Annotated in this window: 21 protein-coding genes and 1 pseudogene; 12 read left to right on the top strand and 10 right to left on the bottom strand. The window is 59.6% G+C overall.

Annotation, left to right across the window (positions count from 1 at the left end; genetic code table 11):
* Positions 1–601: 601 nt before the first annotated feature.
* Positions 602–805: pseudogene (locus QMK55_RS28585) on the top strand (HAMP domain-containing protein); the annotation flags it as partial.
* Between the two features lie 111 nt (positions 806–916).
* A complete protein-coding gene (locus tag QMK55_RS28590; protein ID WP_413787282.1) occupies positions 917–1,660 on the top strand; it encodes a methyl-accepting chemotaxis protein in 744 nt (247 codons plus the stop codon).
* 343 nt (positions 1,661–2,003) lie between these two features.
* Here the strand turns inward: QMK55_RS28590 and QMK55_RS08325 are convergent, their stop codons facing one another.
* From QMK55_RS08325 to QMK55_RS08335, 3 genes are read right to left on the bottom strand one after another with little or no spacing between them, the layout of a single operon-like run.
* Positions 2,004–2,627 (bottom strand): SOS response-associated peptidase, encoded by a 624-nt coding sequence (locus QMK55_RS08325; RefSeq protein WP_102359082.1) that lies wholly within the window; start codon positions 2,625–2,627, stop codon positions 2,004–2,006.
* 36 nt (positions 2,628–2,663) lie between these two features.
* The gene (locus tag QMK55_RS08330) at positions 2,664–2,924 is read right to left on the bottom strand and encodes a putative signal transducing protein (protein ID WP_025109321.1); all 261 of its coding nucleotides are present in this window, start codon (positions 2,922–2,924) and stop codon (positions 2,664–2,666) included.
* Positions 2,925–2,933: 9 nt separating this feature from the next.
* Positions 2,934–3,116 (bottom strand): CPXCG motif-containing cysteine-rich protein, encoded by a 183-nt coding sequence (locus QMK55_RS08335; RefSeq protein WP_102359083.1) that lies wholly within the window; start codon positions 3,114–3,116, stop codon positions 2,934–2,936.
* Positions 3,117–3,258: 142 nt separating this feature from the next.
* Between QMK55_RS08335 and QMK55_RS08340 the strand changes: the two genes are divergently transcribed.
* Positions 3,259–4,422 (top strand): 1-acyl-sn-glycerol-3-phosphate acyltransferase, encoded by a 1,164-nt coding sequence (locus tag QMK55_RS08340; protein ID WP_178082182.1) that lies wholly within the window; start codon positions 3,259–3,261, stop codon positions 4,420–4,422.
* Positions 4,423–4,569: 147 nt separating this feature from the next.
* Here QMK55_RS08340 and QMK55_RS08345 read toward each other — a convergent pair whose 3' ends face one another.
* The gene (locus QMK55_RS08345; RefSeq protein ID WP_320329027.1) at positions 4,570–4,848 is read right to left on the bottom strand and encodes a hypothetical protein; all 279 of its coding nucleotides are present in this window, start codon (positions 4,846–4,848) and stop codon (positions 4,570–4,572) included.
* 194 nt (positions 4,849–5,042) lie between these two features.
* On the opposite strand from QMK55_RS08345, the gene QMK55_RS08350 reads away from it, so the two are divergent.
* Positions 5,043–5,249, top strand: coding sequence for a hypothetical protein (locus QMK55_RS08350; protein ID WP_027612213.1), 207 nt, complete (start codon positions 5,043–5,045; stop codon positions 5,247–5,249).
* Positions 5,250–5,442: 193 nt separating this feature from the next.
* On the opposite strand, the gene QMK55_RS08355 is transcribed toward QMK55_RS08350, so the two are convergent.
* Entirely contained in the window at positions 5,443–6,027 is a 585-nt protein-coding gene (locus QMK55_RS08355) for a YajG family lipoprotein (protein WP_025109324.1), read from the bottom strand.
* A 204-nt stretch (positions 6,028–6,231) separates the two neighbouring features.
* Here QMK55_RS08355 and QMK55_RS08360 point away from each other — a divergent pair, with 204 nt between their 5' ends.
* Together QMK55_RS08360 and mqo are read left to right on the top strand one after the other, a co-directional pair.
* Positions 6,232–6,465 (top strand): hypothetical protein, encoded by a 234-nt coding sequence (locus QMK55_RS08360; protein ID WP_003228102.1) that lies wholly within the window; start codon positions 6,232–6,234, stop codon positions 6,463–6,465.
* Positions 6,466–7,175: 710 nt separating this feature from the next.
* A complete protein-coding gene (gene mqo / locus QMK55_RS08365; protein WP_320329028.1) occupies positions 7,176–8,684 on the top strand; it encodes a malate dehydrogenase (quinone) in 1,509 nt (502 codons plus the stop codon).
* Between the two features lie 233 nt (positions 8,685–8,917).
* Here the strand turns inward: mqo and QMK55_RS08370 are convergent, their stop codons facing one another.
* The 3 genes from QMK55_RS08370 to QMK55_RS08380 form a co-directional block, all read right to left on the bottom strand.
* Positions 8,918–9,205 carry a PA4642 family protein gene (locus QMK55_RS08370; RefSeq protein WP_102359086.1) on the bottom strand — a complete coding sequence of 96 codons (288 nt, stop codon included), beginning with the start codon at positions 9,203–9,205 and terminating at the stop codon, positions 8,918–8,920.
* A 63-nt stretch (positions 9,206–9,268) separates the two neighbouring features.
* Positions 9,269–9,748 carry a hypothetical protein gene (locus QMK55_RS08375; RefSeq protein ID WP_320329029.1) on the bottom strand — a complete coding sequence of 160 codons (480 nt, stop codon included), beginning with the start codon at positions 9,746–9,748 and terminating at the stop codon, positions 9,269–9,271.
* A gap of 178 nt (positions 9,749–9,926) precedes the next feature.
* Positions 9,927–10,484, bottom strand: a complete 558-nt coding sequence (locus tag QMK55_RS08380; RefSeq protein ID WP_008086142.1) for a hypoxanthine-guanine phosphoribosyltransferase — start codon at positions 10,482–10,484, stop codon at positions 9,927–9,929.
* Between the two features lie 163 nt (positions 10,485–10,647).
* Here QMK55_RS08380 and upp point away from each other — a divergent pair, with 163 nt between their 5' ends.
* Both upp and QMK55_RS08390 read left to right on the top strand, forming a co-directional pair.
* A complete protein-coding gene (gene upp, locus QMK55_RS08385; protein WP_102359089.1) occupies positions 10,648–11,286 on the top strand; it encodes a uracil phosphoribosyltransferase in 639 nt (212 codons plus the stop codon).
* 2 nt (positions 11,287–11,288) lie between these two features.
* Positions 11,289–12,563 carry a uracil-xanthine permease family protein gene (locus tag QMK55_RS08390; protein WP_102359090.1) on the top strand — a complete coding sequence of 425 codons (1,275 nt, stop codon included), beginning with the start codon at positions 11,289–11,291 and terminating at the stop codon, positions 12,561–12,563.
* Between the two features lie 150 nt (positions 12,564–12,713).
* Here the strand turns inward: QMK55_RS08390 and hemH are convergent, their stop codons facing one another.
* Together hemH and QMK55_RS08400 are read right to left on the bottom strand one after the other, a co-directional pair.
* Positions 12,714–13,739 carry a ferrochelatase gene (gene hemH, locus QMK55_RS08395; protein ID WP_102356864.1) on the bottom strand — a complete coding sequence of 342 codons (1,026 nt, stop codon included), beginning with the start codon at positions 13,737–13,739 and terminating at the stop codon, positions 12,714–12,716.
* Between the two features lie 13 nt (positions 13,740–13,752).
* Positions 13,753–14,655 (bottom strand): TIGR01777 family oxidoreductase, encoded by a 903-nt coding sequence (locus QMK55_RS08400; RefSeq protein WP_102356863.1) that lies wholly within the window; start codon positions 14,653–14,655, stop codon positions 13,753–13,755.
* Positions 14,656–14,852: 197 nt separating this feature from the next.
* On the opposite strand from QMK55_RS08400, the gene QMK55_RS08405 reads away from it, so the two are divergent.
* The 4 genes from QMK55_RS08405 to QMK55_RS08420 all read left to right on the top strand — a co-directional run bounded on the left by QMK55_RS08405 (position 14,853) and on the right by QMK55_RS08420 (position 18,171).
* A complete protein-coding gene (locus tag QMK55_RS08405) occupies positions 14,853–15,839 on the top strand; it encodes an NAD(P)/FAD-dependent oxidoreductase (RefSeq protein WP_320329030.1) in 987 nt (328 codons plus the stop codon).
* The gene (locus tag QMK55_RS08410) at positions 15,836–16,051 is read left to right on the top strand and encodes a TIGR02450 family Trp-rich protein (protein ID WP_320329031.1); all 216 of its coding nucleotides are present in this window, start codon (positions 15,836–15,838) and stop codon (positions 16,049–16,051) included. The genes QMK55_RS08405 and QMK55_RS08410 overlap by 4 nt, the downstream gene beginning before the upstream one ends.
* A gap of 216 nt (positions 16,052–16,267) precedes the next feature.
* Positions 16,268–17,230 (top strand): DUF523 and DUF1722 domain-containing protein, encoded by a 963-nt coding sequence (locus QMK55_RS08415; protein WP_320329032.1) that lies wholly within the window; start codon positions 16,268–16,270, stop codon positions 17,228–17,230.
* A complete protein-coding gene (locus QMK55_RS08420) occupies positions 17,230–18,171 on the top strand; it encodes a MerR family transcriptional regulator (RefSeq protein ID WP_320329033.1) in 942 nt (313 codons plus the stop codon). Before QMK55_RS08415 ends, QMK55_RS08420 begins: the two co-directional genes overlap by 1 nt.
* Positions 18,172–18,178: the final 7 nt, after the last annotated feature.

Below are 18,178 nucleotides of genomic sequence, written 5' to 3' on the forward strand. Positions count from 1 at the left end.
CGACGACGGCACCCTCGGCCTGGACAAACTGGCGGACGTCGACGACCAGAAAGTCCTGTCCACCGGCGTGCGCGCCAGCGAATACTACCTGTGCTCGAAAGAGAGCAAAAAATCCTGCGTGATCGATCCGGCGCCGTACAAGGTCGGCGACAAGATCGTCATGCTCGCCTCGTTCATTGAGCCGATCATGCTCAACGGCGCATTCCAGGGCATTGTCGGCGCCGACCTGTCGGTGAACTTCATCCAGGACATGCTCCTCGGCGCCAACCAGAAACTCTACAGCGGTGCCGGGCAAATGGCCCTGATCGGCGGCAACGGCCGGATCGTTGCCTACACCAAGGACCCAAGCAAGTTCGGTGAGAAGGTCAGCGACATCCTCGACGCCGAGCAGATCGCCAACATGGCCAATCTCAAGCGCGGCGAAGTCACCTACTCGGTCAACAAGGACAAGGGCCGCATCGAGTTGTACCTGCCGTTCGGCATCGGCCAGACCGACGCCCGCTGGACCTTGATGCTGCAATTGCCGCTGAACGCAGTGATGGCGGATCTGCAGAAGCTCCAGGCCGACCTCGATGCCCAGCGCAAATCCGATACCTTCGGCATGGCCATCGTCGGTCTGATCATCGCCGGCGTCGGCCTGCTGGTGATCTGGCTGGTCGGTCACGGCATCGCCCGACCACTCAAGCAAATGGTCGCCATGCTGGATGACATCGCCAAAGGTGAAGGCGATCTGACTCGTCGCTTGAGCAGTGATCGCAGCGATGAGCTCGGCTCGATTGCCAAGGGCTTCAACACCTTCCTCGCCAAGTTGCAGGCGATGATCACGCAGGTGGTGACGTCGGTGCAGAGCGTCAGCGATTCCTCTGAACACACCGCCGACATCGCAATTCGCACCAACATCGGCATTCAGAAACAAATGGCCGAGATCGATCAGGTCGCCACCGCCGTGCAGGAAATGACCGCGACTGCGCAAGACGTCGCGCGCAACGCCACCCAGGCCGCGCAAGCCGCCAGCCATGCGGATCAGGCCGCAGGGCAAGGCATGCAGATTGTCCGTGACACCTCGAATTCGATTGGCGTGCTGGCGGTGGAAATCGGCAAAGCCGTGGAGGTGGTGCAGGCCCTGGCCAAGGACAGCGAGAACATCAACGCGATCCTCACCGCGATTCGCGGGATCGCCGAACAGACCAACCTGCTGGCGCTGAACGCGGCGATCGAAGCGGCGCGTGCCGGCGAACAAGGGCGCGGTTTTGCCGTGGTGGCGGACGAGGTGCGCAATCTGGCGCAGAAGACCCAGAAGGCCACCGAAGAAATCCAGAGCATGATCCAGCAACTGCAACAGGGCACCCGCGATGTCGTGCGGGTCATGGAAGACAGCCAGAACCGTACCGATGAAAGCGTGCAGCACGCGGCGAAAGCGGCTCAAGCGCTGGAAACGATTACTCAGGCGGTGTCGGTGATCAACGACATGAACACGCAGATTGCCAGTGCGGCCGAAGAACAGAGCGCGGTGGCGGATGACATCAACCGCAATGTGATCAACATCGGGCAAGTGGCCAATGAAGTGGCGGGCGGTGCGGATGAGTCGAGTTCGGCGAGCGCGGATTTGACCAAATTGGCTGAGCAGCAGCGGCGGTTGATCAATCAGTTCAAGGTCTGAAAAGCGAAAAGCACCCTCACCCCAGCCCTCTCCCGGAGGGAGAGGGGGGCCGACCGAGTTGTCTCCTGTCATACATCGACCTGAAATAACCAGTCGATTATGGATTCAAAGCAGAGCGTTCAAGTCGGTGTATTTCTTCAATATCCCCCAATCGGTCCCCTCTCCCTCTGGGAGGGAGAGGGGGCCGACCGAGTTGTCTCCTGTCATACATCGACCTGAAATAACCAGTCGATTATGGATTCAAAGCAGAGCGTTCAAGTCGGTGTATTTCTTCAATATCCCCCAATCGGTCCCCTCTCCCTCTGGGAGAGGGCTAGGGTGAGGGGCTTTTGATCTACAGGCTTTAACCCGGGGTCAAACACTCCGGCCCATTGAGTTTCGGATCATTGATCAGATTCGCCAACACCCGCTCACGCAGCGCCGCCGGTTCACTGGCCAGCAAACCCTGCAACACATGCAACGGCGTCTCCGGATCCAGCCACGCCGCCTGCCCCGCCTCATCGAGAATCAACGGCCGGCGCTGGCTCGACGCCGGTTGGGTAATCACCGCCGTACTCAACCAGACCTGTTCCTGCACCGGATACGCCTCCCAGATCGCCGCAAAAAACAATGACGAGCCCTCCCCCGGCGTCAGCCAGAACGGCCGCTTGCGCTGGGTCCCGCGCCATTCGTAAAAACCGTTGGCCGGCAGCAGGCAGCGGCGCAGACGCAAGGCTTCGCGGAACATAGGTTGCTCGGCCACGGTTTCCGCCCGGGCATGTGCCGGTGTTTTCGACAGATCGGTCAGCCACGGCGGCGTCAGGCCCCAACGGGCGCGGGCCAGCGAGCGCGTGCCGTCGGCCTCGGCACGCAGCATCAACACCGAATCATTGGGGGAAATGTTCCACTGCGCCTGCTGATCGGCGGGAAAACCAGGCAGGGCCGCGAAGTCGCGGTTCCAGCGAAACAGGGCATAACGTCCACACATGGGGCAACACGACTCAGAAGTAAAACGAACGCCAGCCTAACAGACCAGCGTGCCGGGGAAGCTCTCCGGTTCATCGCCGGGCAGCGGCAGCGCGGCATTGTACGCAGTGATCAGCTCGCGGGCGTACTCGGCCTGATCGTTATCGACCGACAGGCCGAGCAGGCCGAAAATCGGCAACTCACCCGTGCCGCCGAGCAGATCCCGGCCCACCAGGTGCGCCTCGATGCCTTCGCTGGCGAGCATGCCCTTGAGCATTTCGCCTTCCATCAGGTTTTCCGGCTCGTAGATTCGCTGCATGCGCGCCCCTCACTCGTTTTCGCTGTGGACTTCGAGCATCCATTCCCGACCATCGGTTTGCAGCGTGAACTTGATCGGCCTGCAGCACACAGGGCAGTCCTCTATGTAGGTCTGATCCCCGGCCGACAAATCCAGAACAGCTTCAGCTTCCTCACCACAATACGGACATTCGTAGCGCTCGGTTTCCAGCATCACGGTCTCCCAGGTGACTTGTGCGTATAATCGCCGGTCTATTTGCAGGGCTATTTTTGTCTGGCTACTTTTTCAGACCGTGCCCCGCGGGTTTTCGATCAAATCCTTTACTTACCCTAGCCGTTTCCAACAAGAGAGCATGATGGGCGAATTCGATGCCATCCGACCTTACGACGACAGCGAAGTACCTGTGGTACTGGCAAGACTGCTCGGCGACAAGGCGTTTCTAGATATCCTCACCCACTTCCGCTTCCCGCGTTTTGCCGGTGCCTTCGGCTGGATGCTCAAACCACTTATAGCCCATCGGCTGCGTCGTGAGTTCGCCGACGTGACATCGGTGGCGACTTTGCAGGACAAGGTCGAGTCCTACGTCGACCACACCATCGAGCGCGCCACCGACGGCGTGACCTACACCGGGGTCGAGCAATTCAAGTCCGGCAGCGCTTATCTGTTCATCGCCAACCACCGCGACATCGTGATGGACCCGGCCTTCGTCAACTACGCCGTGTACCACGCCGGCCTGCCGACGCCGCGCATCGCAATCGGCGATAACCTGCTGCAAAAGCCGTTTGTCAGCGATCTGATGCGCCTGAACAAGAGCTTCATCGTTCATCGTTCGATCACCGGCCGTCGCGAGAAGATGGCCGCGTATCAACTGTTGTCGGCGTACATCAACTATTCGATCCGCAACGATTGCGCCTCGATCTGGATCGCTCAGGCCGAAGGCCGGGCCAAGGATGGCGATGACCGCACCGAGTCGGCGATCCTCAAGATGTTCCACATGAGCCGCAAGGACGAGCCGTTCGGCGAAGTCATCCAGTCGCTGAACCTGACCCCGGTGTCGATCAGCTACGAATACGACCCGTGCGACCAGGCCAAGGCCCGCGAACTGTACATCCGCGCCACCACTGGCACCTACGTCAAGGCGCCGGGCGAGGATGACGTGAGCATTGCCAAGGGCATCACCGGCTACAAGGGCCGGGTGCACGTGAACTTCGCCGCGCCGATCACCGAACTGTTCGAAGACACCAAGCAATTGGCAGTCGAGATGGACAAGCAGATTCTCGGCGGTTATCGCCTGTTCCCCGTGCATTACCTGGCGTACGCGCAGTGGGCCGATGCCGATCCGCAACTGAACGTGCCAAAAGCGGCCGAGGTGTTCCCGGCCGACGAACTGGCCAAGGCACAGGAAGAATGGCAGAGCCGGCTGGACGCCTGCCCTGAAGAGCACCGTCCGTATCTGGTGCTGCAATATGCGACGCCGGTGCGCAATCAGTACCGCGTAAAAGCTGGGTTGCCGCTGTAGAACCTTTGGCAAATCCGATTGTGGCGAGGGGGTTTATCCCCGATGGGGGTGCGCAGCGCCCCCTCTGTTTCCATCTGGAAAAAAGCATGGGCCTGCTGCGCAGTCCATCGGGGATAAATCCCCTCACCACAAAGGCTTGCGTTGCTTTTAGTAGCGGGTGCTGACCCACGAGACGATCAGGGCCAGGCCGAGGCAGGCAAAACCAAAACGGTAGAAGAACCGGTTCATGCGCAACGTCGCCCAATCCAGTATCGGTTCGGCGTTCGGTTGGGCCTGGCGCTGGGCGGCGATGCTGGCCATGGCACGTTGTTCACGACGGCGGGTCGCGTGCAGCAGCCAACTGCCCGGGAAGGCCAGGGCCAGCGCCAGCAGGTTTATCAATTTGGCGGGATGGGCGGTAAACAGCGTCATCAAGTGCAGCGACATCACAGACCTCGGAACTGAATCGGTGTGGCAGACGCCCGTTCGACGACTGCGGCGCGGATTCTACCCAAACCCTCTTCCATCGCCCTAGCCTTTGCGACAAATAACCTGACAATCGACCGATGGCTGTCCTGTGTCACGGCTTCGTCATTTGGATCGGCCACCATGCGCGCCTCGAAACACACATGGAACGCGACATGCTTCACGCAGAAAACCAGGATCGCCTGTACCTCATCACCCCGACCGACGAACAGCAGAGCCTCGTCGGCAGCCTCGCCTTCAATGTCCAGGATCGCCATTGGCTGGTGTATTGCGCCCTCGGCGGGCATCAGCATGCGGATTTGCCCGAGACCGATTTGCTGACGGGCGTGAGCGTTCTCGACTTCTATTCACAAGCCGCCTGAAACACCGTTGCCCCCTGTAGGAGTGAGCCTGCTCGCGAAGGCGGACGATCAGGAACCATTGATGTTGAATGTTAAATTGCAATCGCGAGCAGGCTCACTCCTACAGGGGCAGCGTTGAGCCTGACTTAACAGTGAGTATGAAAAAGCCCGGGGCCATCGCTGGCACCGGGCTTTTTTACATTCGCCAAAAAACTTACTCGGCGAGGATCTGACCCACGGTCGGGTCCTTGAACAGACGGGTCAAGGCGTCGCTCAACACATCGCTGACCAGCTTGGTGTTGGTTTCCTGGTTCGGCGCCATGCCGAAACGCTGGTCCAGCGAAGCGCCGTAACGGCCGCTGTAGCGACGGTTGCCGCTCTGCACGTCGGAACGGAAGGTCGCGCCGATGGTAGCTTCGGTCACGTACATGCCCTCTTTGGGCGACTGGTACTTCAGCTCGGTCAGGGTCACGGTCAGCTGCGGCGCGTTCATCGCGTTGCTGGTCGGGGTGAAGCCGAGCAGACGCACGGCGGCTTCAGCCTGAGCCTGCAGCTTAGGCAGGATTTGCTCGCGCTGTACGGTGATAGCGCTGGTTTCCGGGTACAGGCCACCACGGGTACCGAGGGTTGGCGACGGACGACCGTCAACCACGCGCACCACCACTTGCTGACCGTGGCCGACCGGCGCCAGCTGTGTGGTCAGCTTCGGTTCCGGGCTCAGTTGTTGCGGGCTGTGGGCGCAGCCAACCAGGGTCAAACTGGTCACAGTGATCAAACCGAACAACAGGCGTTGCAACATGCTCTTTTCTCCAGAATCAGGCACAAACAGGCCGGCAGTATAGCGGTGGGCCACTGCGGGTCACCAGCACTCGACAGTGAATACTCAAATGTCTGACAAACCCTTGGGAAAGCGGTTCCTGTCACAGATTATTCACCGCCCATACACCTTGGCGTCACGGCTGCCTGGCAAGCTTCAAAGCAGTCCTCCAACAAGGTACTCGCCATGCGTTATCTGATCTCGTTGTTCGCCCCACGTCCGCTGCACCGCAGCTTTGCCCTGCTCGACCGCAACGGCCATTGCCAGGCATTCAAGCAGTGCAGCCTGCAGCCAATGGGCGACGGCTGGGTGGAAATCGAAGAAATCCGCCTCAACTGGTTGCACCAGCCACTGCCCGCCAGCGCCCGCGTCATACCGTCGCAGCCCCGCGCACGGGTACAGGCGATGTTGAGCATCTGACCGGATGCCTAATAAAAGTCATTAAACACGAGCAACTGCCCGCATTTCTTCGATACAATCTCCCCCCGATTATAAGGACGTCTCCTGATCGGGCCCCGCAACAGCGTCAATGCGCTTGCATCGACATCAAAACCGCCCACAGAGAGCCGCCCACACAGATCGAGTGAAGTTGGCGCGCTTGCCTGTTCTTCCGGCAAAAACCCCCGCTTTTCGCGAATCTGCAGAGCTGTCATGACGCTCGGCCACCGCTTCTTTTTGCCCTTGCGGGCAGGGTGCCAAGCCTGGACAGCCCTTTTTTGAGGTTCACGTCTTCAAAAGAGCGTGAAAAAAACGGGTTTTCACAACTTCACAAGAGTGTGGCGAGCAAATGAAAAGTTTTGCGTCTGAACATGCACCATTAGCGTCTGAAACAGCCCAACGACACAGGACCGGGTATACCTCGAATATCGGAGCCTGAAGCCTGTCCGCTACGGATTTGGTTGCACAAAAACGGATGTCTCGACCATAAGTCGAATTGCCAGCTGCGTGCTGAAATGAGTTCATGGAGCTCTTGAAAGCCAAGCCGCATACATCCGTCGAAGTTGCGAAAAATTGCGAAGATTCGGACATGGCGAACCTGACCATGGATAGCCTGGACACCACTGACCTGTCCCGGAACGCCTGGCAGCCATGCCGACAATTTGGTGCTGCAGATTTTGGAGACGCGTTAAATGGCGCATAACGAAGCAGTCGACGTAGTTCTGGTTGGGGCCGGCATCATGAGTGCCACCCTGGCAGTGCTGCTCAAAGAGCTCGACCCCGCGATCAAGCTGGAAGTCGTCGAGCTGATGGATTCCGGTGCTGCGGAGAGTTCCAACCCTTGGAACAACGCCGGTACCGGCCACGCAGGTCTGTGCGAACTGAACTACACGCCGCAGGCCGCTGATGGCACCGTCGACATCAAGAAAGCCGTACACATCAACACCCAGTTCGAGGTGTCGAAGCAGTTCTGGTCGTACCTGACCAAGAAAGGCACGTTCGGCTCGTGCAAATCCTTCATCAGCCCGGTGCCGCACCTGAGTTTCGTCCAGGGCGACAATGGTGTGTCCTTCCTCAAGTCACGCTTCGACGTGCTGCACAAGCATCACGCGTTCTCCGACATGGAGTACACCGAAGACAAAGCCAAGATGGCCGAGTGGATGCCGCTGATGATGCCGGGCCGCTCGCCGGACGAAGTCCTCGCCGCGACCCGCGTGATGAACGGCACCGACGTCAACTTCGGCGCCCTGACCAATCAGTTGCTCAAGCACCTGACCAGCGCTCCGGATGCTCTAGTCAAATACTGCAAGCGCGTGACCGGCCTCAAGCGTAACGGCAGCGGCTGGACCGTCAGCATCAAGGACGTCAACAGCGGCAGCAGCCGTGAAGTCGACGCCAAGTTTGTCTTCCTCGGCGCTGGCGGCGCCGCGCTGCCGTTGCTGCAGGCTTCTGGCATCGAAGAAAGCAAAGGCTTCGGCGGCTTCCCGATCAGCGGCCAGTGGCTGCGTTGCGACAACCCGGAAGTGGTCAAACAGCACCAGGCCAAGGTTTACAGCCAGGCCGCTGTGGGTTCGCCACCGATGTCGGTGCCGCACCTGGACACCCGCGTGGTCGACGGCAAGAAGTCCCTGCTGTTCGGGCCATACGCCGGTTTCACCACCAAGTTCCTCAAGCATGGCTCCTTCATGGACCTGCCGCTGTCGGTTCGCGCCGGCAACATCGGGCCGATGCTGGCCGTGGCGAAAAACAACATGGACCTGACCAAGTACCTGGTCAGCGAAGTGATGCAATCGATGGAGCAGCGCCTGGATTCCCTGCGTCGCTTCTACCCCGAGGCGAAAGCCGAAGACTGGCGCCTGGAAGTGGCCGGCCAACGGGTGCAGATCATCAAGAAAGACCCGAAGAAAGGCGGCATCCTGCAGTTCGGTACAGAACTGGTCGCGGCCAAGGACGGCTCCCTCGCCGCCCTGCTCGGCGCTTCGCCAGGCGCTTCGGTAACCGTTTCGATCATGCTGGAACTGATCGAGAAGTGCTTCCCGGCCAAGGCCAAGGGTGAGTGGGCTGGCAAACTGGTCGAGATCTTCCCGGCCCGCGAGAAAGTCCTGGAGACCGATGCTGCGCTGTATCGCAAGATCAACACGCAGAACAACATCGCGCTGGAACTGGTTGAAGAAAGCAGCGAGACCCCAAGCTTCGCTTGATCACGCCGCATAAAAAACGCCCCGTACTCAGTGAGTGCGGGGCGTTTTTTTTAGTCAGCCACAGAATCTATGGTGTGAGTGACATCGCTTTCGCGAGCAAGCCCGCTCCCACATTTTGATCTCTGTTGCCACACATCTTGTGTACACCGGAGATCCACCGTGGGGGCGGGCTTGCTCGCGAAAGGGCCAGAGCCAACACCACCCGATCCGGAAAAAATCTGTTGAGCCAACTATCAGGTGCGGGACTTTTCGATCAGCTCGATGTAGTCCGGCGCGTTGCGTTGATCCGCGATCAGCTCAACGAAGGTCTTGCCCTGCTCGTCCTTGCCATCCACGTCATAACCGGCAGCCACGAAGAACGTCAGAAACCGCTCGAAGTCATCGATGCGCAGACCACGGTAAGCCTTGATCAGTTTGTGCAGCGACGGCGAAGTGGCGTCGACCGGCTCAAAATCGAGGAACAGCTTGATCTGCTCATCGCCGATCTCGTCACCAATCACTTGTTTCTTATCTTTACGCATTGCCGACTCCAGCTCGCAGACATGACACGGGGCGGGCAGTTTACCCCTGCCCGGGCACAAGGCTCAACGCGCTCGAACGGCCCCGGTGTGCAAATCGGCCCAGATATGGCCGTTGGCGTAACCAAGGAACTGCACATAGACGGTGTCGTTGCGCAGCAGATCGATGATCACCCGGTATTGGGCCTGTGGATAAAACAACGTCAGGGTTTTGCTCTTGTCGTCGTAGACCGGTTTTTTCAGGCTTTTGCTTTCGCCATCGAAGTTGACCAGGACCTGAGTGATGCTCGCGCCCTTGTTCAAGGACTTGCCCCTGAGGCGGATCATCAGTGGCGAGGTGACCGGAATCGGCTGTTGATTGGACTGGCGTTGCGCGCCGACGACCACGGAGTAATCGGTGACTTGCAGCAATTGTTGCTGTTCAGGTTCCACATCGCGCAGGGTCAGGTCGTCCGGCGGCAGGAATTGACTGTGCATCGGCGCAGCAAAAAGCGGCAGGCTGAAGGTCAGCAACAGGGCGGCAAAGCTGCGGATCAAGAGGCTCATGACAGGCTCCGGAGGCGGGGCCGCGCACTCTAGCATGGGTATCGAGGATGAATCTGCACACCCAAAACAACTGTAGGAGTGAGCCTGCTCGCGATAGCGTCGTATCAGTCAACATCAACGTTGCTGACAGACCGCTATCGCGAGCAGGCTCACTCCTACAGGGGATGCTGCGGGGTTCTTACATGCCTTTAACGGCAAAGATCCCGTTGGCGTTGCGCCAGTAGCCTTTGTAGTCCATGCCGTAACCGAAGATGTAACGGTCGATGCACGGCAGGCCGACGAAGTCTGCTTTCAGGTCAGGACGCGCCTTGCGGTCGTGGTCCTTGTCGATCAGCACGGCGGTGTGCACTTTGCGCGCGCCGGCGTGTTTGCAGAAATCGATGATCGCGCCCAGGGTGTGACCTTCATCGAGGATGTCGTCGATGATCAGCACGTCGCGGTCGATGAACGAGACTTCCGGCTTGGCTTTCCAGAACAGGTCGCCGCCGCTGGTTTCGTTGCGATAACGAGTGGCGTGCAGGTAGGACGCTTCCAGCGGGAATTGCAGGTGAGTCAGCAGTTTGCCGGAGAAAATCAGCCCGCCGTTCATCACGCAGAACACCACCGGGTTGCTGTCAGCCAGTTGTTCGTTGATTTGTGCACCGACGCGGGCGATGGCGGCCTCGACTTCAGCTTCGGTGTACAGGCAGTCAGCCTCTCGCATGATTTGACGGATATGCTCGAGATCAGCGGACATGGCACTCTCCAGGGGGGGATGTTTTCGGAAAAGCGGGCAAAGGTACGCATCCAGCGAGGCCGAATCAAGCCTTTATGGACTAACGTACAGAATGTCCTATAGGACATCACCCTCGGATAGATTAATCTAGGCCGGTTTTTTTGCCCGCCGCCGGAGTTTTTCCATGCCCATCCTCGAGATCCGCCATCCGCTGATCCGCCATAAACTCGGCCTGATGCGCCGCGCCGATATCAGCACCAAGAATTTCCGTGAGCTTGCTCAGGAAGTCGGCGCCCTGTTGACCTATGAAGCTACAAAAGATTTGCCGCTGGAGTCCTACGATATTGCAGGCTGGTGCGGCACCGTGTCGGTCGAGAAAATCGCCGGCAAGAAGATCACCGTCGTGCCGATCCTGCGCGCCGGTATCGGCATGCTGGAAGGCGTACTGAGCCTGATCCCGGGTGCCAAGGTTTCCGCCGTGGGCGTCGCCCGCAACGAAGAAACCCTGCAAGCCCACACCTACCTGGAAAAACTGGTTCCGGAAATCAACGAACGCCTGGCGATGATCATCGACCCGATGCTCGCCACCGGCAGCTCGATGGTAGCGACCATCGATCTGCTGAAAAAAGCCGGTTGCAAGGACATCCGCGCGATGGTGCTGGTCGCCGCGCCGGAAGGTATTGCTGCAGTAGAAAAAGCTCACCCGGACGTGACCATCTACACCGCGTCCATCGATGAGCGCTTGAACGAGCACGGCTACATCATTCCTGGGCTTGGCGATGCGGGTGACAAGATCTTCGGCACCAAGCAGAAGGACGCGTGAGCATGCAGCAAGAGTTCAACGATCCGCTCTGGCGTACGGTGTTGTCCGGCGCCCAGATGCTGTTCGTGGCTTTCGGCGCCCTGGTGCTGATGCCGCTGATCACGGGCCTGGACCCGAACGTGGCACTGTTTACCGCGGGTTTAGGGACGATCCTGTTCCAGATCGTCACCGGGCGTCAGGTACCGGTGTTTCTGGCGTCGAGCTTCGCTTTCATCACCCCGATCATTCTCGCCAAGGGCCAGTTCGGCCTCGCCGCGACCATGGGCGGCGTGATGGCGGCCGGTTTCGTCTACACCTTCCTGGGCCTTGCCGTGAAGATCAAGGGCACAGGCTTCATTGACCGTTTGCTGCCACCCGTGGTGATTGGCCCGGTGATCATTTCCATCGGCCTGGCCATGGCACCGATTGCCGCGAACATGGCGATGGGCAAGGCTGGCGACGGTTCTGAACTGATCCACTACCAGACCGCGATGCTGATCTCGATGCCGGCGCTGCTGACCACGCTGATCGTGGCGGTGTTCGGCAAAGGCATCTTTCGTCTGGTGCCGATCATTTCCGGCGTGCTGGTCGGTTTTGCCATGTCGTTCTATTTCGGCGTGGTCGACACCGCGAAGATTGCCGCAGCGCCATGGTTTGCGATTCCACATTTCACCGCGCCGGAGTTCAACTGGCAGGCGATTCTGTTCATCGTTCCGGTGGCCCTGGCCCCGGCGATCGAGCACATCGGCGGCGTGATCGCCGTGGGCAGCGTGACCGGTCGCGATTACCTGAAGAAGCCTGGCCTGCACCGCACCTTGCTCGGTGACGGCATCGCTACCACCGCAGCCGGTCTGTTCGGCGGCCCGCCAAACACTACCTACGCCGAAGTGACTGGCGCCGTCATGCTGACCAAGAACTACAACCCGAAAATCATGACCTGGGCGGCGATCTTCGCCATCACCCTGGCGTTCATCGGCAAGTTCGGCGCGCTGCTGCAAAGCATCCCGGTGCCAGTGATGGGCGGGATTCTGTGCCTGTTGTTCGGCTCGATCGCCGCAGTGGGGATGAACACCCTGATCCGTCACAAGATCGATCTGGGCGAGGCGCGCAATCTGGTGATCGTTTCGGTGACATTGGTGTTCGGGATTGGCGGTGTGCTGGTCGGCACCGGTACCGGTCCGGACGACTTCGGCCTCAAAGGCATCGCGCTATGCGCGGTGGTGGCGATTGCGCTGAACCTGATTCTGCCGGGCAATGATGGCTGGAAGAACAAGAAGGCGGATGAGCCACTGATCTAAATCCTTAGATCTGATCGTTCCCACGCGCAGCAAAGGAATGCCTCTAGGGACGCTCTGCGTCCAGTGACGCGGAGCGTCACGGGCTGCATTCCTTTGCTGCGCGTGGGAATGATCATGTGGGAGCGAGCCTGCTCGCGAAGCTTTTGGCTTTTAAAGGGCCAACGGCGCTCGTTCACACAAGGTGGCCAACGCCTTCGCCCATTGCGGGTCATCGTTCAGGCACGGCACCAGCACCAACTCCTCGCCCCCCGCTTCGCGGAACTGTTCCTTGCCGCGATCGCCGATCTCTTCCAGCGTTTCGATGCAGTCAGCAACAAATGCCGGGCACATCACCAGAATTTTCTTCACGCCGCTTTTCGCCAGCTCATCCAGCCGTGCTTCGGTATACGGTTCGATCCACTTGGCCCGTCCCAGTCGCGACTGAAACGACACTGACCACTTGCCATCCGGGATGCCCATGCGCTTGGCGAACTCTGCCGCCGTGCGCAAACACTGGGCGCGGTAACAGGTAGCAAGGACTGCCGGCGAAGCATGCTTGCAGCAGTCCTCGTTTTTGAAGCAGTGATTGCCGCTCGGATCGAGTTTGGTCAGGTGCCGCTCAGGCAAACCGTGGAAGCTCAGCAGCAAATGATCGTAGTCCTGCTGCAAATGCGGTTTCGCACTGGCAACCAAGGCGTCGAGGTATTCCGGCTGATCGTAGAACGGTTGCAGCACCGAGAGTTTTACATCGAGCTTCTTCTCGCGAATCACCCGTTTGGCTTCTTCGATCACCGTGGTGGTGGTGCTGTCGGCGAACTGTGGATAAAGCGGCGCCAGGGTGATGCGCTTGTGCCCTGCCGCAGTCAGTTGCAGCAACCTGGTTTCAATCGACGGCTCGCCATAACGCATCGCCAGCTCCACCGGGCCATGGCTCCACTGCGAGGTCATCTGTTGTTGCAGGCGGCGACTGAGCACCACCAGCGGCGAGCCCTCTTCCCACCAGATCGAGGCGTAGGCATGGGCCGATTGCTCGGGACGCTTGATCAGGATCAGCGATACCAACAGACGTCGCACCGGCCAAGGCAGGTCGATCACATACGGGTCCATCAGAAATTGATTGAGGTAGCTGCGTACATCGGCCACTGAGGTTGAGGCCGGGGAACCCAGGTTGACCAGAAGCAAGGCGTGATCGGTCATGCATCGTCCTATTTCAAAGGCGGCCGGAGAGATCATCCAGGGCCGCGCGCAAATCCGTGAACTGGAAAGTGAAACCCGCTTCCAGCAAGCGTGCCGGCATGGCGCGTTGGCCGCCCAGCAACAACAATGACATTTCGCCAAGCCCGACTTTCAGCGCCAGGGCCGGCATCGGCATGAACGCCGGGCGGCGCAATACGCTGCCCAGCGTCTTGGCAAACTCGCGATTGCGCACCGGTTTGGGTGCGCAGGCATTATAAGGACCGCTCGCCTGATTGCGGTGCAGAAGAAAATCAATCAGGCCGATTTGATCCTCGATATGAATCCACGGCATCCACTGCCGGCCACTGCCCAAAGGCCCGCCCAGGCCGAGTTTGAACGGCAGCAACAAGCGCGACAAAAAGCCGCCCTCGGCCGACAGCACCAGCCCGGTTCGTACCAGCACCACACGAATGCCCTGTGCTTCGGCACGTTGCGCGGTCTCTTCCCAGGCGATGCACAACTGGCTGGCGAAATCGTCGATCACCGGCGGCGAATCTTCTGTCAGCTCACGTTCACCGCCGTCGCCATACCAACCGATTGCCGAGCCGGAGATCAGCAGCTGCGGTTTCTGCTCGCGCGTTTCCAGCCAGGCCAGCAGGGTTTCGGTCAGGGTGATACGGCTGCTCCACAACAACGCCTTGCGCCGGTGGGTCCATGGCCGATCAGCAATCGGCGCACCGGCCAGATTGATGATCGCATCCAGCGGCTCATCACCGACGTCTTCCAGACGTGCAATTCCACGCACCTGCGCCCCACAGATTTGCGCGACTTTTTCCGGGCGCCGACTCCATACCGTCAGTTGATGTCCCTGCCCTGACCAATAGCGACAGAGCTGACGTCCGATCAAACCAGTACCGCCGGTCAGCAATATGCGCATGACATCTTCCTCGCGTGGCGTTTTACCCGGATCACTAGTCTATTTTTATAAACAGGGATCTTTTCTATCGGGCAGGCTCTATTGTTTAACAATAGGCCAAGCTGTCAGAACGAAAACGCTAGAAGTTATACCAAAAAACAAAATTGTACAGGTTTCAATCACGGCGTAGTCTGTACAGAAAGGTAAACGAGGCCCCTATGACTGTACCTATCGCAATCATCGGCACCGGCATCGCCGGTCTCTCCGCCGCCCAGGCGCTGACCGAGACCGGGCATACCGTGCAACTCTTCGATAAAAGCCGCGGCAGTGGCGGACGCATGTCGAGCAAACGCAGCGACGCCGGTTCGCTGGATATGGGTGCGCAGTATTTCACCGCCCGCGACCGGCGCTTCGTCAACGAGGTTCAGCGCTGGCAAGGCAAAGGCTGGGTCGCCGAATGGCAACCGCAGCTCTACACCTTTCAGGGCGGACAACTGAATCTGTCGCCGGACGAGCAGACCCGCTGGGTCGGCACGCCGCGCATGAGTGCCATCACCCGCGGCTTGCTCAATGGTCTGGAAGTGCACTTCGCCTGCCGGATCACCGAAGTCTTTCGCGGTGAAGAACACTGGCACCTGCAGGACGCCGAAGGCTTCACTCATGGCCCCTTCAGCCATGTCGTGATCGCCACGCCAGCGCCGCAAGCCACGGCATTGTTGGCCGCCGCACCGAAACTCGCCGGCGCCGCCGCCGGGGTGAAAATGGACCCGACCTGGGCCGTCGCCCTCGCCTTCGAGACACCGCTGGATACGCCGATCGAAGGTTGCTTCGTGCAGGACAGCCCGCTCGACTGGCTGGCGCGCAACCGCAGCAAGCCGGGGCGCGACAACACCCTCGACACCTGGGTGCTGCACGCCAGCAGTGCCTGGAGCCGGCAACATATTGACCTGTCCAAGGAGGCGGTGATCGAACAACTGCACGGCGCCTTCGCCGAACTGCTGCACAGCGCGATGCCCGCCCCGACGTTCAGCCTCGCCCACCGCTGGCTCTACGCCCGCCCGGCGAGCGGCCACGAATGGGGCACGCTGGCCGATGCCGATCTGGGCCTGTACGCCTGCGGCGACTGGTGTCTCTCGGGGCGTGTCGAAGGGGCCTGGCTGAGCGGTCAGGAAGCCGCGCGCCGCTTGCACGAACACCTGCAGTGAACCGCATCAACCCGCAAAAACTGCTGCTGTCGAAATGGACAGCAGCCCAACCGCAAGACCGCGAAAAGCATTTTCTGGTGACCGAACTGTTCCGCGATGAGGAAGGTAGGGTGCTGGAGATCGAATTGCAGGCGGTGCTCACGCAGCGCGCCGAGCGCCTCGATTGGCAAATTCTCAAGAACGATGATCACTGGCTATTGGGCTGGAAATAAACAACCTGTAGGAGTGAGCCTGCTCGCGATATCGTCGTATCAGCCAACATCAATGTGCCTGACGGACCGCTATCGCGAGCAGGCTCACTCCTACAGGGGATTTGTATTCAATTCGCAAAACCTATACAAATAATTTGACTTGTACACCCTTGGATCTATGCTGAACAAATGTTGTACAGAGATAACTCTGTGTACAGGTTTAGATCCGAGGTGCTTATGTCCGACCTTCCTGCCGCCAAACCGAAAATCGCCATCAGCGCCTGCCTGATGGGCGCCGAAGTGCGCTACAACGGTGGGCACAAAGAGTCGCGGCTGTGCAGCCGCACCCTTAGCGAGTATTTCGAATTCGTCCCGGTGTGCCCGGAAGTCGCCATCGGCATGGGTATTCCGCGCGAACCGATCCGCCTGGTCGGCGACCCGGAGCGTCCCGAGGCTATCGGCACCGTTAACCCCGCGATCAACGTCACCGAACCGCTGGCCGCCTACGGCAAGCGAATGGCTGGCGAACTTGGTGACATCTGCGGCTACATCTTCATGCAGCAATCGCCTTCGTGCGGTCTGGAACGGGTCAAGGTCTATCACGCCAACGGCGCGCCGGTGAACGGCGGTGGCCGTGGCATCTATGCCCAGGCGTTCTGCGCGCAGCATCCGGACCTGCCGGTGGAAGAAGCCGGACGCCTCAACGATCCGGTGCTGCGGGAAAACTTCATCACCCGCGTGCTCGCCTACAGCGCCTGGCAACAGTTGCTCGCACAAGGCTTGAGCCGCCGCGCACTGACCGAATTCCACTCGCGCTACAAATACCTGCTGATGGCCCACAACCCGGAGCAATACAAGGCCCTGGGCAAACTGTTGGGCAACATGGGCCAGACCGATCCGGTCGAACTCGGCCCGCGCTACTTCAGCGAATTGATGAGTGCGCTGAAGAAATGCGCCACCCGCCGCACCCACAGCAATGTCCTGCAGCACATCAGCGGATATCTGAAGCAGGCGATCAGCAGCGAAGACAAACAGGAAGTGCAGCATGTCATCGGTCAGTACCGTCACGGCATCGTGCCGCTGGTGGTGCCGCTGACCTTGCTCAAACACCTCTTTCGCCAACACCCGGATCCGTACATTGCGCAACAGGTTTACCTGCAGCCGCATCCGGAAAACCTCAGCCTGCGAAACGCCATTTGATGAACGACACACTCGACACCAGCGCCCGGGAAGACCTCGGCACCGACTTCAAGAAAGCCCTCGACGAGGGCTGGCTGCCGATCCGTGAGGTTGCGCGGCAGACCGGCGTCAACGCCATCACCCTGCGCGCCTGGGAGCGCCGTTACGGGCTGATCGTGCCGCAACGCACGCCCAAGGGCCATCGCCTGTATTCCAGCGAACATGTGCAACGGATCCTGACCATCCTCACCTGGCTCAACCGGGGGGTGGCGGTCAGTCAGGTCAAACCGCTGCTCGACACGCCACAAGCCTTCACCGAAACGGTGGAGAACGACTGGCAACGCCTGCGTCATGCCTTGCTCCACGCCGTCACCGAGCTCAACGAACGCAACCTCGACGACAGCATCAACCAGGCCATGGCCCTGTATCCGCCACGTACCCTGTGCGAGCAATTGTTGTTGCCGCTGCTGGCCGAACTCGAGCAACGTTGGCAGGGCCAGTTCGGTGCGCAGATGGAGCGGGTATTCTTTTATTCGTGGTTACGCAGCAAATTCGGCGCACGCATCTACCATAACAATCGGCAGTTACACGCTGCGCCCCTGCTGTTGATCAACCATTCGGATCTCGCACTGGAACCACATCTGTGGCTATGCGCGTGGCTGATCAGCAGTGCCGATTGCCCGGTGCAAGTGTTCGACTGGCCGCTACCGGCCGGAGAACTGGCACTGGCGGTCGAGCACCTGCAAGCGCGTGGCGTACTGCTGTATTCGAGCAAGGCGATGAACCTGGCACAGCTGCCAAAATTGTTGAATGGCGTCAGTGCTCCAAAAATGCTGGTCGGACCAACGGTATGCATCCACCAGACCGAATTGTCCGTAAAAACACGTGAAATCGCTGATTTGTTCCTGGCCGAAGATCCGCTCTCGGCACATCAGGTGCTCGTTCAGCGTGGGCTGATTTAATGGAAAC

This window comes from Pseudomonas sp. P8_229, assembly GCF_034008635.1.
Lineage (GTDB): Bacteria > Pseudomonadota > Gammaproteobacteria > Pseudomonadales > Pseudomonadaceae > Aquipseudomonas.

What these genes read in the sequence shown, in the direction of transcription:
- QMK55_RS28590 (WP_413787282.1), top strand. Translation starts at nt 917, where the DNA reads ATGGCCGAGATCGATCAGGTCGCCACCGCCGTGCAGGAAATGACCGCG.
- QMK55_RS08325 (WP_102359082.1), bottom strand. Translation starts at nt 2,627, where the DNA reads ATGTGTGGACGTTATGCCCTGTTTCGCTGGAACCGCGACTTCGCGGCC.
- QMK55_RS08330 (WP_025109321.1), bottom strand. Translation starts at nt 2,924, where the DNA reads ATGCAGCGAATCTACGAGCCGGAAAACCTGATGGAAGGCGAAATGCTC.
- QMK55_RS08335 (WP_102359083.1), bottom strand. Translation starts at nt 3,116, where the DNA reads ATGCTGGAAACCGAGCGCTACGAATGTCCGTATTGTGGTGAGGAAGCT.
- QMK55_RS08340 (WP_178082182.1), top strand. Translation starts at nt 3,259, where the DNA reads ATGGGCGAATTCGATGCCATCCGACCTTACGACGACAGCGAAGTACCT.
- QMK55_RS08345 (WP_320329027.1), bottom strand. Translation starts at nt 4,848, where the DNA reads ATGTCGCTGCACTTGATGACGCTGTTTACCGCCCATCCCGCCAAATTG.
- QMK55_RS08350 (WP_027612213.1), top strand. Translation starts at nt 5,043, where the DNA reads ATGCTTCACGCAGAAAACCAGGATCGCCTGTACCTCATCACCCCGACC.
- QMK55_RS08355 (WP_025109324.1), bottom strand. Translation starts at nt 6,027, where the DNA reads ATGTTGCAACGCCTGTTGTTCGGTTTGATCACTGTGACCAGTTTGACC.
- QMK55_RS08360 (WP_003228102.1), top strand. Translation starts at nt 6,232, where the DNA reads ATGCGTTATCTGATCTCGTTGTTCGCCCCACGTCCGCTGCACCGCAGC.
- mqo (WP_320329028.1), top strand. Translation starts at nt 7,176, where the DNA reads ATGGCGCATAACGAAGCAGTCGACGTAGTTCTGGTTGGGGCCGGCATC.
- QMK55_RS08370 (WP_102359086.1), bottom strand. Translation starts at nt 9,205, where the DNA reads ATGCGTAAAGATAAGAAACAAGTGATTGGTGACGAGATCGGCGATGAG.
- QMK55_RS08375 (WP_320329029.1), bottom strand. Translation starts at nt 9,748, where the DNA reads ATGAGCCTCTTGATCCGCAGCTTTGCCGCCCTGTTGCTGACCTTCAGC.
- QMK55_RS08380 (WP_008086142.1), bottom strand. Translation starts at nt 10,484, where the DNA reads ATGTCCGCTGATCTCGAGCATATCCGTCAAATCATGCGAGAGGCTGAC.
- upp (WP_102359089.1), top strand. Translation starts at nt 10,648, where the DNA reads ATGCCCATCCTCGAGATCCGCCATCCGCTGATCCGCCATAAACTCGGC.
- QMK55_RS08390 (WP_102359090.1), top strand. Translation starts at nt 11,289, where the DNA reads ATGCAGCAAGAGTTCAACGATCCGCTCTGGCGTACGGTGTTGTCCGGC.
- hemH (WP_102356864.1), bottom strand. Translation starts at nt 13,739, where the DNA reads ATGACCGATCACGCCTTGCTTCTGGTCAACCTGGGTTCCCCGGCCTCA.
- QMK55_RS08400 (WP_102356863.1), bottom strand. Translation starts at nt 14,655, where the DNA reads ATGCGCATATTGCTGACCGGCGGTACTGGTTTGATCGGACGTCAGCTC.
- QMK55_RS08405 (WP_320329030.1), top strand. Translation starts at nt 14,853, where the DNA reads ATGACTGTACCTATCGCAATCATCGGCACCGGCATCGCCGGTCTCTCC.
- QMK55_RS08415 (WP_320329032.1), top strand. Translation starts at nt 16,268, where the DNA reads ATGTCCGACCTTCCTGCCGCCAAACCGAAAATCGCCATCAGCGCCTGC.
- QMK55_RS08420 (WP_320329033.1), top strand. Translation starts at nt 17,230, where the DNA reads ATGAACGACACACTCGACACCAGCGCCCGGGAAGACCTCGGCACCGAC.